The organism is Rhizobacter sp. P2_H3 (assembly GCF_056403355.1).
This window is the reverse complement of sequence record NZ_JBFUFQ010000165.1, coordinates 1-12,717: the sequence shown is the minus strand read 5'-3', so window position 1 is coordinate 12,717 and position 12,717 is coordinate 1. Positions and strand designations below refer to the sequence as shown.

14 protein-coding genes and 1 tRNA gene are annotated in these 12,717 nt (G+C 69.4%); 8 read left to right on the top strand and 7 right to left on the bottom strand.

Annotated features, from left to right (window positions below):
- The coding region (locus tag AC1D1T_RS23495) for a methyl-accepting chemotaxis protein (protein ID WP_477992570.1) at positions 1-719 on the top strand (719 nt) is incomplete at its 5' end.
- Between the two features lie 78 nt (positions 720-797).
- On the opposite strand, the gene AC1D1T_RS23490 is transcribed toward AC1D1T_RS23495, so the two are convergent.
- The 6 genes from AC1D1T_RS23490 to AC1D1T_RS23465 form a co-directional block, all read right to left on the bottom strand.
- Positions 798-873 (bottom strand) — tRNA-Thr (locus AC1D1T_RS23490).
- A gap of 27 nt (positions 874-900) precedes the next feature.
- Positions 901-1,950 (bottom strand): class 1 fructose-bisphosphatase, encoded by a 1,050-nt coding sequence (locus AC1D1T_RS23485; protein WP_465113943.1) that lies wholly within the window; start codon positions 1,948-1,950, stop codon positions 901-903.
- Positions 1,947-4,646, bottom strand: a complete 2,700-nt coding sequence (pepN, locus tag AC1D1T_RS23480; protein ID WP_477825200.1) for an aminopeptidase N — start codon at positions 4,644-4,646, stop codon at positions 1,947-1,949. The genes AC1D1T_RS23485 and pepN overlap by 4 nt, the downstream gene beginning before the upstream one ends.
- Positions 4,647-4,661: 15 nt before the next feature.
- Positions 4,662-5,324 (bottom strand): HAD family hydrolase, encoded by a 663-nt coding sequence (locus AC1D1T_RS23475; RefSeq protein WP_477838723.1) that lies wholly within the window; start codon positions 5,322-5,324, stop codon positions 4,662-4,664.
- Positions 5,324-6,428, bottom strand: a protein-coding gene (prfB, locus tag AC1D1T_RS23470) for a peptide chain release factor 2 (protein ID WP_156154857.1) whose coding sequence is annotated in 2 segments (ribosomal slippage) — positions 5,324-6,346 and positions 6,348-6,428 — 1,104 coding nt in all. Because the reading frame shifts where the segments join, the coding sequence is not laid out codon by codon here. The genes AC1D1T_RS23475 and prfB overlap by 1 nt, the downstream gene beginning before the upstream one ends.
- A 77-nt stretch (positions 6,429-6,505) precedes the next feature.
- The gene (locus AC1D1T_RS23465) at positions 6,506-7,435 is read right to left on the bottom strand and encodes an alpha/beta fold hydrolase (RefSeq protein ID WP_477827674.1); all 930 of its coding nucleotides are present in this window, start codon (positions 7,433-7,435) and stop codon (positions 6,506-6,508) included.
- Between the two features lie 117 nt (positions 7,436-7,552).
- On the opposite strand from AC1D1T_RS23465, the gene AC1D1T_RS23460 reads away from it, so the two are divergent.
- From AC1D1T_RS23460 to AC1D1T_RS23430, 7 genes are all read left to right on the top strand, one after another.
- Complete coding sequence (locus tag AC1D1T_RS23460) at positions 7,553-7,798, top strand: hypothetical protein (protein ID WP_156154858.1); 246 nt, start codon at positions 7,553-7,555, stop codon at positions 7,796-7,798.
- Positions 7,799-7,912: 114 nt separating this feature from the next.
- On the top strand, positions 7,913-8,488 hold the full coding sequence (locus AC1D1T_RS23455; protein WP_052211820.1) for a hypothetical protein: 576 nt from the start codon (positions 7,913-7,915) through the stop codon (positions 8,486-8,488).
- Positions 8,485-10,659: a toll/interleukin-1 receptor domain-containing protein gene (locus tag AC1D1T_RS23450; protein ID WP_477838718.1), complete on the top strand. Its 2,175-nt coding sequence runs from the start codon at positions 8,485-8,487 to the stop codon at positions 10,657-10,659. The genes AC1D1T_RS23455 and AC1D1T_RS23450 overlap by 4 nt, the downstream gene beginning before the upstream one ends.
- Positions 10,656-11,018, top strand: coding sequence for a hypothetical protein (locus tag AC1D1T_RS23445; protein WP_477829389.1), 363 nt, complete (start codon positions 10,656-10,658; stop codon positions 11,016-11,018). The genes AC1D1T_RS23450 and AC1D1T_RS23445 overlap by 4 nt, the downstream gene beginning before the upstream one ends.
- 90 nt (positions 11,019-11,108) lie before the next feature.
- Entirely contained in the window at positions 11,109-11,483 is a 375-nt protein-coding gene (locus AC1D1T_RS23440) for a hypothetical protein (protein WP_477838716.1), read from the top strand.
- A 78-nt stretch (positions 11,484-11,561) separates the two neighbouring features.
- Positions 11,562-11,852 carry a YlcI/YnfO family protein gene (locus AC1D1T_RS23435; protein WP_477829256.1) on the top strand — a complete coding sequence of 97 codons (291 nt, stop codon included), beginning with the start codon at positions 11,562-11,564 and terminating at the stop codon, positions 11,850-11,852.
- A complete protein-coding gene (locus AC1D1T_RS23430; RefSeq protein ID WP_477829255.1) occupies positions 11,849-12,166 on the top strand; it encodes a type II toxin-antitoxin system RelE/ParE family toxin in 318 nt (105 codons plus the stop codon). The genes AC1D1T_RS23435 and AC1D1T_RS23430 overlap by 4 nt, the downstream gene beginning before the upstream one ends.
- Positions 12,167-12,178: 12 nt before the next feature.
- Here the strand turns inward: AC1D1T_RS23430 and AC1D1T_RS23425 are convergent.
- Positions 12,179-12,717: hypothetical protein (locus AC1D1T_RS23425; RefSeq protein WP_477992569.1), on the bottom strand; the 539-nt coding region annotated here is incomplete at its 5' end.

The window sequence follows — 12,717 nt, the reverse complement described above, 5'->3', positions numbered from 1 at the left end:
ACCTCGACCTGAGCCAGCGCACCGAGGAGCAGGCGAGTGCGCTGCAGCAGACCGCCGCGACGATGGAAGAGCTGAACGCGACAGTGCGCAGCAATGCCGACAACGCGCGCCAAGCCAACCAGCTGGCGCTGGTTGCGTCCGGCGCGGCAACCGACGGCGGCACGGCCGTGGGCCGGGTGGTCGACACGATGCGCGGCATCCAGGCGTCGTCGAAGAAGATCGTCGACATCATCGGCGTGATCGACGGCATCGCATTCCAGACCAACATCCTGGCGCTGAATGCCGCGGTGGAAGCAGCTCGGGCCGGCGAACAGGGCCGCGGCTTCGCGGTGGTGGCCGCCGAGGTGCGCACGCTGGCGCAGCGCAGTGCAGCGGCGGCCAAGGAGATCAAGGCGCTGATCGGCCACAGCGTCGCGCAGGTCGAGCAGGGCACGACGCTGGTCGATCACGCCGGGCAGTCGATGCAGCAGATCGTCACCGCGATCCAGCGCGTCAGCGACATCGTGGCCGAGATCAGCGAGGCGGCGGTCGAGCAGAGCTCGGGCGTGTCGCAGGTCGGTGAGGCGGTCTCGCAGATGGACCAGGCGACGCAGCAGAACGCGGCGCTGGTCGAAGAGGGCGCGGCGGCGGCCGAGAGCCTGAAGCAGCAGGCGCGGATGCTGGTGGACGCGGTCGCGGTGTTCAAGCTGAGCGGCGGGCCAGCGGCGATGCCGGCCTGAACCGGAATCAAACGGGCACAAAAAAAGCCGCTGTGAAGCGGCTTTTCTTGATCCGGCCCCCGGAGGGACCAGCGATGTTGGTGCCGGTGAGAAGAGTCGAACTCCCGACCTTCGCATTACGAATGCGCTGCTCTACCAACTGAGCTACACCGGCGTGAAGCCAGCGAGTATAGCTCGGGTTTCAGCCGTTTTCGCGGTCAGGTTCGCAATGATAGGCCGTGACGCGCTCAACTTCGTTCTTCGAACCCAGGATCACGCTGACGCGTTCGTGCAACGCGGTCGGCTGCAGGTCGAGGATGCGCTGGCCCGCGTTGGTCGCCGCGCCGCCGGCCTGCTCGACGATGAAGGCCATCGGGTTGGCCTCGTACATCAGCCGCAGCTTGCCGGCCTTCTTCGGCTCGCGGCGGTCCCACGGGTACATGAACACGCCGCCGCGCGTCAGGATGCGGTGCACGTCGGCCACCATGCTGGCGATCCAGCGCATGTTGAAGTCCTTGCCGCGCGGGCCGGTGCTGCCGGCCAGGCATTCCTCCACATAGCGCTGCATCGGCGGCGCCCAGTGCCGCAGGTTGCTCATGTTGATCGCGAATTCCTTCGTGTCTTCCGGGATCTTCGCGCCGTCCTGCGTCAGCAGCCAGGCGCCTTCCTCGCGGTCGAGCGTGAAGATCGCGACGCCGTCGCCCACCGTCAGCACCAGCATCGTCTGCGGGCCGTACACGCAGTAGCCGGCGGCCGCCTGCTGCGAGCCGGGCTGCAGGAAGTCGGCTTCGCTGACGCCTACGCCGGTGCCCACGCTGCTCTCCGGCTTCTTCAGCACCGAGAAGATCGTGCCGATGCTGACGTTCACGTCGATGTTGCTCGAGCCGTCGAGCGGGTCGAACAGCAGCAGGTACTCGCCCTGCGGGAAGCGGTTGGGCACCACGTAGATGCCCTCCATCTCCTCGCTGGCCATCGCCGCGAGGTGGCCGCCCCATTCGTTGGCCTCGATCAGCACCTCGTTGGCGATGATGTCGAGCTTCTTCTGCATCTCGCCCTGCACGTTCTCGGTCTCGGCGCTGCCGAGCACGCCGCCGAGCGCGCCCTTGTTGACGCTGATGCTGATGCGCTTGCAGGCGCGCGCCACCACCTCGATCAGCAGGCGCAGCTGGGCCGGGATGTTGCCGTGGCTGCGCTGCTGCTCGATCAGGTACTGCGTCAGGCTGATGCGCTTCGGGGTCAGGCGCTGCGTCATGCTGCGCCCTCGCCGGATTGCAGCGCCCGGCCGACGATCTCGCGCACGTCGTTCGACAGGTCGGCCTTCGCCGCGACGCGCTTCAGCGCCTCGCCTGCCGCGGTGCGGTATGGCTCGGCCAGGTTGCTCCAGCGGTCCATCACGCGGGCGACGCGCGCGGCGAGCTGCGGGTTCAGGCTGTCGAGCTCGATCATCCGGTCGGCCCAGAACACGTAGCCGGCCGCATCGCTGCGGTGGAAGGCGGCCGGGTTCAGCATGCACAGCGCCGAGATCAGGCTGCGCGCGCGGTTCGGGTTCTTCAGCGAGAAGTCCGGGTGCTGCAGCAGCTGCTTCGCGCGGGTGAACACGCGGCCGTCCTTCTCGGGGGCACCGGCCTGCAGCGCGAACCACTTGTCGATGACCAGCGGCTCGCCCTTGAAGATCTCGTGGAAGCGCTGCAGCGCCGGCTCGGCCAGCTCGGCATGCGCATGCACCAGCGCCGCCAGCGCGCCCAGCCGGTCGGTCATGTTGCCGGCGTCCTTGAAGCGCTGGTAGGCGCGGCCCGGCCACACGGCGTCGCCGTGGCGGGTCGCGTCCAGGCACAGCATGGCCAGCGCCAGGTTGGCCAGCGCGCGCTTGCCGGCCGACACCGGGTCGGGCGAGTAGCCGCCGCGCACCTGGTGGGCCTCGAACGCCCACTGCCAGTCGTCGCGCAAGGCCTGCGCGAGCTGCAGTTTCATCGATTCGCGCGCCGCATGGATGCGTTGCGGATCGACCACGTTCAGCTGCTCGGCGACGTAGGTCTCGCTCGGCAGCGTCAGCGCGAGTTCCTTGAAGGCGGCATCGAGCGCCGGGTGGCGCAGCACCGCGCGCATCGCCTCGATGAAGGCGGCGTCCAGCGGCTGCTGCGGCTGCTCGCTCGCCACCGCCGCCAGCAGGCGGTTCAGCGCCAGGCGCTGGCCGGCTTCCCAGCGGTTGAACGGGTCGCTGTCGTGCTTCAGCAGCACCAGCAGGTCTTCGTCGGACAGGTGGTCGATCAGCACCACCGGCGCCGAGAAGCCGCGCAGCAACGACGGCACCGGCTCGACGTCGACGTTGACGAAGGTGAAGAAGCTGCGCGATTCATGCAGCACCAGCACGCGCTCGGTGCCGCCGGCGGCCGGCTCGTCCTCGAGCTGCAGCGCGAGCGGCTGGCCGTCGCGGCCGAGCAGCCCCATCGCGACCGGGATCACGTACGACTCCTTCACCGCCTGCCCTGGCGACGCCGGGCAGCTCTGCTCGATGCCCAGCGTGTAGGTGCGGCTCGGCGCGTCGTAGCGGCCGCGTGCGTTGACGCGCGGCGTGCCGGCCTGGCTGTACCAGCGCTTGAACTGCGGCAGGTGCTTCGCGAGTTCGCTGTCGGGGTTGGCGTCGGCGATGGCCTGCGCGAAGTCGTCGCAGGTCACGGCCTGGCCGTCGTGGCGCGCGAAGTACAGCGTGATGCCGCGCGCGAAGCCTTCGCGGCCGACCAGCGTCTGCATCATCCGCACCACTTCCGAACCCTTCTCGTAGATGGTGGCGGTGTAGAAGTTGTTGATCTCGACGTAGCTGTCCGGGCGCACCGGGTGGGCCATCGAGCCGGCGTCCTCGGGGAACTGCATCTGGCGCAGCTGGCGCACGTCCTCGATGCGCTTGACGGCGCGGGCCGTCGGGCTGCCGGCCATGTCCATGCTGAATTCCTGGTCGCGGAAGACCGTCAGGCCTTCCTTCAGGCTCAGCTGGAACCAGTCGCGGCAGGTGATGCGGTTGCCGGTCCAGTTGTGGAAGTACTCGTGGCCGACCACGCTCTCGATGCCGGCGTAGTCGACATCGGTGGCGGTCGCCGGGTTGGCGAGAACGAACTTCGTGTTGAAGATGTTCAGGCCCTTGTTCTCCATCGCGCCCATGTTGAAGTCGCCGACCGCGACGATCATGAAGCGCTCGAGGTCGAGCGGCAGCTTGAAGCGGGCCTCGTCCCACACCACGCTCGCGATCAGCGAGTTCATCGCGTGCTCGGTCTTCTCGAGGTCGCCGCGGCGCACGTACACCTGCAGCAGGTGGTCCTTGCCCGAGCGGGTGCGCACGTGCTGCTCGCGCGCCACCAGGTCGGCCGCGACCAGCGCGAACAGGTAGCTCGGCTTCGGGAACGGGTCGTGCCATTTCGCGAAGTGGCGGCCGTTGTCGAGCTCGCCCTGCTGCACCAGGTTGCCGTTCGACAGCAGCACCGGGTAGGCCTTCTTGCTGGCCTTCAGCGTCACGGTGTAGACCGCCATCACGTCCGGGCGGTCGAGGAAATAGGCGATGCGGCGGAAGCCCTCGGCCTCGCACTGCGTGAAGAAGCCGCCGCCCGAGGTGTACAGCCCCGACAGCTGCGTGTTCTTCTCGGGCGCGCAGGTGTTGCGGATCTCGAGCGTGAACTCGCCGGCCGGCACGTCCGACAGGCTGTCGATCACGAGCATGCCGTCTTCATGGCGGAACGACACCGATTCGCCGTTGACCAGCACGCGCGTCAGCGTCAGGTCTTCGCCGTGCAGGCGCAGCGGCTGCGGCGGCAGCGCGGTGTTGCGCTCCATCGTCATGCGGTTGATGACCAGCGTCTTCGCCGGGTCGAGGTCGAACGTCAGGTCGACGGTGCGGATCCAGAACGCCGGGGCGGTGTAGTCCTCGCGGCGGATCAGCGGGGCAGTGCCTTCACGCATGGTGTTCTTCTTTCGTCAGGGCTGATGGATCGGAAGGGTGAGCCGGATGTCGAGCAGGTCGGGCACGACGGCGACGACGTTGTCGAACCCGGCGAAGGCGGCGGCGGCCATCGTCGTGGTCAGCGCGACGGCCTTCATGCCGGCGCGGCGCGCGGCCTCGACGCCGAGCGGCGCATCCTCGAAGACCAGGCACTCGGCCGGGTCCACGCCGAGGCGCTTCGCGGCCTCGAGGAAGATGTCCGGGTGCGGCTTGCCGCGCAGGCCGTCGGCCGGGCTGACGGTGGTCTGCACCTTGTCGCCGATGCCGAAGCGTTCGTAGGCGAGCGCGATGTTCTGCGGCGTCGACGCAGTGCACACCGCGAGCTTCAAGCCGAGGCCGGCGGCGCGGTCGAGCAGCTCGTGCGTGCCGGCGATCAACCCGAGCCGCGTGGCGGCGATGTCGCGGTAGATCGCCTCCTTCTCGGCGGCGAGTGCGGCGTAGTCATCGGTGCTGCGGCCGGGCAGCATGTCGGTGAAGATCTCGACGTTGCTGCGCCCGGCCGTCTCCAGGAAGAAGCGCTCGGCGTCGATGGTCAGCTCGCGCCGGCGGTGCCACTCGACCCAGGCGTCGTGGTGGTGCGGCATGCTGTCGATCAGCGTGCCGTCCAGGTCGAAGAGCAGGGCCTTCAGCTGCGTCATCAGATGCCCTGCTTCAGGCTGGCGGTGATGAACTGGTCGAGGTCGCCGTCCAGCACCTTCTGGGTGTTGGAGATCTCCACGTTGGTGCGCAGGTCCTTGATGCGGCTCTGGTCGAGCACGTAGCTGCGGATCTGGTGGCCCCAGCCGACGTCGGTCTTGGTGTCTTCCAGCTTCTGCTGCTCTTCCATGCGCTTGCGCATCTCATGGTCGTACAGGCGCGAGCGCAGCCGCTTCCAGGCCACGTCGCGGTTGCTGTGCTGGCTGCGGCCGTCCTGGCACTGCACGACGATGCCGGTCGGGATGTGCGTGAGGCGCACCGCCGAGTCGGTCTTGTTGATGTGCTGGCCGCCGGCACCGCTGGCGCGGAAGGTGTCGGTGCGCACGTCCGACGGGTTGATGTCGATCTCGATCGTGTCGTCGACCTCGGGGTAGACGAACACGCTGGCGAAGCTGGTGTGGCGGCCCCCGGCGGAATCGAACGGGCTCTTGCGCACCAGGCGGTGCACGCCGGTCTCGGTGCGCAGCAGGCCGAACGCGTACTCGCCCTCGACCTTGATGGTGGCGCTCTTGATGCCGGCGATTTCACCGTCGGACTGGTCCTCGACCGTCGCCTTGAAGTCCTTGCGCTCGGCGTACTTCAGGTACTGGCGCAGCAGCATGCCGGCCCAGTCGCAGGCCTCGGTGCCGCCGGCGCCGGCCTGGATGTCGAGGAAGCAGTTGAGCGGGTCGGCCGGGTTGTTGAACATGCGGCGGAACTCGAGCCCGTCGACGATCTCCGCCAGCTTGGCGGTCTCGGCCTCGATGGCCTGCAGGCCGTCGGTGTCGCCCTCGGCCTTCGACATCTCGTACAGCTCGGAGTTGTCGGCCAGGTTGCCGGTCAGGTGGTCGATGGTCTCGACGACCTGCTCGAGCGTGCGCTTCTCGCGCCCCAGCTCCTGCGCGCGCTTCGGTTCGTCCCAGACCTTGGGATTCTCGAGCGCGGCGTTGACCTCGTTCAGTCGCAGTGCTTTGCGATCGTAGTCAAAGATACCCCCGGAGGCCGACCGTGCGCTCGGTCAGGTCGGCCAGGGTGTTGCCGATGGCATTGATGTGTTCGACGTCCATGGTGCAGTTCCCGTGTGTGTTTTGTGAATCGCGGGATTTTCGCACGCACGGCATGCCCGCACGGGCAGGGCGGCCGGTCAGGCGCCGAGGAAGCGTGCCAGATGGGCGGCGAGCGCTTCGGGCTGGTCATGGTGCAGCATGTGCCCGGCCGGCGACAGCACCTGGCGCTCGGCCTGCGGCACCAGCGCCAGGCGGGCGTCGAAGTCGCTGCGCGGGTAGCGGTCGCCCCACCACTTCGAGACGTCGGTGCGGTCGCCCTCGACCCACAGCAGCGGCGCGGCGATGCGCTGCCAGCAGGCCAGCACCTCGTCCTTCTGGTACAGCACCGGGTTGGCGCGCTTGTGGGCCGGGTCGCCGAGGATGTGCCAGCGTCCGTCCTCGGCCTGGCGCGACCAGTGGCCGGCCAGCCAGGCCGCGCGGTCCTCGCGCAGCAGCGGGTTGGTCTTGCGCAGCCGCTCGGCGACCGCGGCCAGGCTGTCGTACGGGCGCAGTTCCACCGGCTGCTTCAGCTCGTCCAGCCACTGCAGGTAGCGCTTGGGCGCCTGGGCCGGTCGCGTGGCCGGCAGGCCGAAGCCTTCCAGGTTGACGAGCCGGCGGATGCGCTCGGGCCGCACGCCGGCATACACCATCGCGACGTTGCCGCCCATGCTGTGGCCGAGCAGGTCGACCGGCTCGCCGGGGCCGGCCAGCCCGTCGAGCAGCGCATCGAGGTCGCCCAGGTAGTCGGGGAACCAGTAGCAGTCGGTGCCGCCCGGGTCGCTCAGGCCGAAGCCGCGCCAGTCCGGTGCCACCACGTGGCGCCCGTCGCCCTCGATCGCCGCCAGCGCATCGACGGCGAACTGGAACGACGCACCGACGTCCATCCAGCCGTGCAGCATCACGAGCGTCGGCCGCTCGGCGGTGGCCTGGGCCGCATCGCCCCATTCGTGCAGGTGGCAGCGCAGGCCGCGCAGGTCGACGAAACGGCTGCGGCCGGGGCGCTGCGGGAGGTAGGGTGCGGACGACATGGCGTCCGATGTTAGGAGTTCGCGGGCGCGCCGGCTGTCCGGCCAGGGACAGCACCTTCAGGAGAATTCAGCCGCGCTTCAGGACGGCGAGCCACTGCGCCGCCGACCATGCGGACCATGAAAACGACGCGCCCGACCTCCTTCCTGCACACGCCCCAGCTGCGCTTCGCTGCAGCCGTTCTCGGGGTTGCGGCGCTGTTCGCGGGCTTTCATGCACTCGCCACGCCGGCGCCACTCGTGATTTCCTGCGCACTTCCGACCGCTGCCGGCATGGCGCGCACCGTGCAGTCATCCGGCACGGGGTCATCGCGCCCTATGCTCGGGGGCGAGGCCATGTCCGCCGTGAAGGAAAAACTGGACTGACCTGTGCTGTTCTGCAGTAGCGACGTGAGGGAGCCCGAGGGAGTCGTGATGCCGGCGCCGTGCCACCCGCGGCTGCCGGCGAGGGGCCTGCACGTCGGTGTCACGGGGCATCGATTGAATCGCATTTCACAACATCAGCTGGACCTGATCACGCCGCAGATCGAGCCGCTGCTTGCCCACCTGGCGAGCGCGTCGCGCTGCATCGAGCCGGTGCTGCTGTCCAACCTGGCCGAGGGCAGCGACCGCCACCTCGCACGGCTCGGCCTGCGGGTGGGCTACACGCTGCATGCGGTGCTGCCGCGCCCGCGCGACGAGTACGCGCGCGGCTTCCGCAACAGCGCATCGCGCCGCGAGTACCGTGCGCTGCTGGGCGATGCGGCGCGCATCACCGAGCTGCGCGGGCCGCTGGGTGTCGCCGGGCGCAGCTACCTGCGCGCCGGCCATGCGCTGCTGGACCAGGCCGACCTGCTGCTCGCGCTGTGGGACGGCGCGCCGTCGCGCGGCACCGGCGGCACGGCCGACGTGGTCGACGAAGCCTTCCGCCGCCGCATCCCGGTGCTGCACCTGTCGACCCGGCCGCGCCAGCGCCCGCGGCTGCTGTGGTCGCGCGCCGGTGGCCCGGTGGAGCAGCGCTGCGACCGGCGCGGGCTCGATGCGATGCTGGCGCACCTGAGGGATACGCGGCGATGAGCGCCGTGGACACGCCGGCCCTCTCGACGACCGATCCTTCGCCCCGCTACGGGGCGTTCATCAGCTACAGCCACCACGACAAGGCCGTGGCGCGCCGGCTGCAGCGGCAGCTGGAGACCTACCGCGTACCGCGCCGGCTGGTCGGGCGCGCGACGCCGCACGGGCCGGTGCCGGCGCGCCTGTTGCCGCTGTTCCGCGACCGCGACGAGCTGAACGCCGGTGCCGACCTGAAGGCGAGCGTGCAGGAGGCGCTCGCGGCCAGCCGCTGGCTGATCGTCGTCTGCTCTCCGGACGCGGCGCGTTCGCCGTGGGTCAACCGCGAGATCATCGAATTCAAGCGGCTGCACGGCGAGGGCCGCGTGCTGGCGCTGATCGCATCGGGCGAACCGTTCGCGAGCAACACGCCGGGCCGCGAGGCGAGCGAGTGTTTCCCGCCCGCGCTGCGTTTTGCGCTGACCGCCGACGGGCAGGCCGCGGGCGAACCGCTGGAGCCGATCGCCGCCGACCAGCGCGCCGAGGGCGACGGCCCGCGCCGCGCCGCGCTGAAGCTGCTGGCCGGCATGGTCGGCGTCGGCTTCGACGACCTGGTGCAGCGCGACACGCAGCGCCGGCTGCGCTGGCTGGCGGGGATCGCTTCGGCCTCGGCGGTCGGCGTCGTCGTGTTCGCGCTGCTGGCCGTGCTGGCGGTGCGCGCGCGCAACGAGGCGCAGCACCAGCGGGCGCAGGCCGAGGGCTTGATCGAGTTCATGCTCGGTGACCTGCGCAAGAAGCTCGAGCCGGTGGGCCGGCTGGAGGTGCTGGATTCGGTGGGCGAGAAGGCCCTCGCGTACTACGGCTCGCAGGAAGCCGACCGGCTGGACGCGACGGCGCTCGGCCACCGCTCGCGCGCGATGCACCTGATCGGCGAGATCCGCGACCTGCGCGGCAACCCGGCCGAGGCGCAGGCCGCGTTCGAGCAGGCGGCCGCGACGACGCAGCGCCTCGCCGCGCAGTTCCCGAACGACGGGCAGCGCATCTTCGACCATGCGCAGAGCATGTTCTGGGTCGGCTATGCGGCGTGGAAGCGGGCTGACGGCAGGACGGCCGAGGCGAACTTCCGCAGCTACCTCGAACTGAGCGAGCGCCTGACGAAGCTGGACCCGTCGAACATCGACTGGCAGGCCGAAGAGGCCTTCGCGTACGTCAACCTCGGCGCGGTGCAGCTGGGCACCGAGCGGCCGGCCGAGGCCATCGTGTCGCTGGAGGCCGCGGGCACGGTGCTGAAGCGGCTGTTGCCGCAGCGCGCCGAGCTGGGCTTCGAGCTGGCGCAGAACCATGGCTTCCTGTCGAGCGCGCACGAGCAACTCGGCCAGTACGAGGCGGCGCTGAAGGACACGCAGCAGCAGCTCGCGCTGTTCCGCGCGATGCCGGGCGGGGGCAAGAACAAGACGGCGCAGCGCGGCATCGTCAGCGCGCTGAACACGATCAGCCGCCACCAGCTCGACATGGGCCATCTCGCCGACGCGCAGGCGAGCGGACGCGAGAGCCTCGCGATCGCCGAGCGGCTGGCCGAGGAAGACCCGGCCAACCTGTTCTGGCGCGGCGACGCCTGCTTCGCGCGGCTGCGCATGGTGGAGGTCGACCTGGCGATGGCGCGCGCCGCCGAAGCCGCGGCCGGCCTCGCGGCCACGGTCGATTGCGCCAAGGGGCTGGACGGCGTCAGCCCCGCCTCGCCACGCTACTCGGTCGACCTGAAGGGGCGTGCGCTCGCGTACTCGGCGCTGCTGGCGCCGGCGGACCGTGCGGCGCTGGTGTCGCAGCTCGCTGCCTACCTGTCCATGTCGTCGTCGGTGGTGGCGAAGGGCACGCTGGGCCGCGTGAACCTCACCGTGGTGATGGCGACCGCCGCCGAGACACTGGGCAACCTGCAGGCCGACGGCGACCCTGCCGCGGCCCGGGCGGCCTGGGCCCGCGCGGCCGAGTTGCTGCAACCCTTCGCCGCACTGGACGACGGCTCGGTGCTGACCACGCTGGCGCGCGTGCGCCTTCGCCTCGGCGATCGCGAGGCGGCCCGGCAGGTGGTCGACCGCATCCAGCACACCTCGTACCGACACCCCGCTTATCTCGATCTCGTCAACCAGCTGGACGCCGCGCGGGGCGGCAATAGCGCCAAAGGAAAGAAAACATCATGAGCATTCCCATCACAGTCAGCATCGTCGCCTACGTGGGCCCGTCGACCAAAAACGGTGAGCTGGATGCGCACGTAACGCCCGAAGTCCTGAACCTGCCGGCGCTCCCTTTCGATGGGGCTACCACCATCACCTTCAGGATCGAATCGGTGGATGTCATCTTCGATGACAACGGCATTGTGTTCACCGGCGACACCGACAACCAGTTCGGGCAACCGTGGTACAGCTCAGACCGCAGGCAGGCCATGGTCGAGAACCAGAACTACAGCGGCAGGGCGTACCCCTATACGGTCAACGTGAAGTCGAGCAAAGAGGAGCGGAGAGGCTCGGTCGATCCGGTGGTGCAGAACGACACCCGCTGATCGGGCGCTGCCGCGAGCCCGCACACCTCGACCTCGTCAACCAGCTGGACGCCGCGCACGGCGGCGACGGCGCCAAAGGAGCTATGCATCATGGGCCTTCCCATCACAGTTCACGTCTTCGCCTATGTGGTCAAGGACGAAAACAATCAGGACGTGCTGAAGACCACCGTCAGCCCGGAGGTCTTGAACCTCCCGCAGACCGTCGCCAACGGAATCGTGACGATCAATTTCCAGATTGAGTCGTCAGGCTACAAGTTCCAGTCCCCGACCGGCATCGAGTGGCAGTCGCCAGACCTCGATCATCAGTTCGGTGCGGTGCAATACTCGGTGCCCGACCGCAGGTCTGCGACCGTGGAAAACAGGAACTCCGATGGGCGAGCCTTTGCGTATCGGGTCTACGTGACCGACGACGCCGGCCAGCTCATGGCGTCGGTCGACCCGGTCGTGCAGAACGACACCCGCTGACCCGTCGCCGGTGCCGCCCGCCGGGCTGGCGTGCCGAAGAGGATCTCGATGTGTCGCAAATGAATTACATTGGCGGCCATGAAGTCCTCCACCATTCCTGCCGTCCGTGTCGAACCCGAGTTGCGTGAGCAACTGGAGCGCGTGCTGCAGAGCGGAGAAAGCCTGTCCCAGTTCGTCGAGGCTTCCGTGCGTGAAGGCGTCAACCGCCGCCTCGCGCAAGCGGAGTTCATCGCACGCGGGCTGGCCTCCCTCGAGTCCGCGAAGCGCGACGGCCGGTTCGTGAGTGCGGACGAGGTCATCGGCGGGCTCGAGAAGAAGCTCGCCGGTGCGCAGGCCCGCCGGACGGCCCTGGGTCGTTCGAAGCGATGAGCTTTCGCGTTCTGCTGACGCGCGAGGCGCAGCAGGACCTCGACCGGCTCTGCGATTTCCTCATCGAACGCGAGTTCGCGCGCGAGGATGGCGACCTGGCCCTGGCAGAAGAAGCCCTCGGTGCGATCGCCGGGGGATTGCGGACACTGGAGAAGTTTCCGTTCACCTGCCGAAAGGCGGCCTCCAGCCCGTTCCTGCGCGAACTCGTGATCGCGTGCGGCCGCACCGGCTGCGTCGCGTTGTTCGAGATCATCGATGAAGAAACCGTTGTGGTCGCGGCCGTCCGCCACCAGCGAGAGGACGACTTTCACTGAGGCTGCGCGGCCTCAGCCGCTCCTTGCCGCGTCCCACAACGCCACGATGTCGGCCTCGCCGAGCCGGGCGCCCGCGCTCATCGCGCGCTCGAGCGCGGCGGCGGGCAGCGCGCCGATCAGCCGCTGCGCCTTCTCGCGCCGCAGCGCATGCAATGCCGCACGCGGCTCATCGCGGCGCCGGCAGGCCGCGTCCGACCATCCCGCGAGTTCGGCGGCCGTGTCCAGGTCGCCCCGGCAGGCGGCGAGCCAGGCCAGCGTGTCGGCCGCCTGCCACAGCAGGCCGCAATCGGCGGCCAGCCGCAGCGCGTCGTGCGACAGCGCGAACGCCTCGTCCACCGACCCGTGCTCCAGCAGCGCATGCATCAGGTTCAGCAGCGCGGTGCACAGCGTGGCCGGGGCGCGCTTGCTGCGCAGCGAATCGACCAGCTGGTGGCCGAGATACACCGCCTCGTCGACCTCGCCCATCGCCAGCGCCAGGTCGGCCAGGTGCGCGCGAGCGCGCCACGCGCCGCGCTCGTCGCCGGCCGCGAGCCGCAGGCCCAGTTCGACCT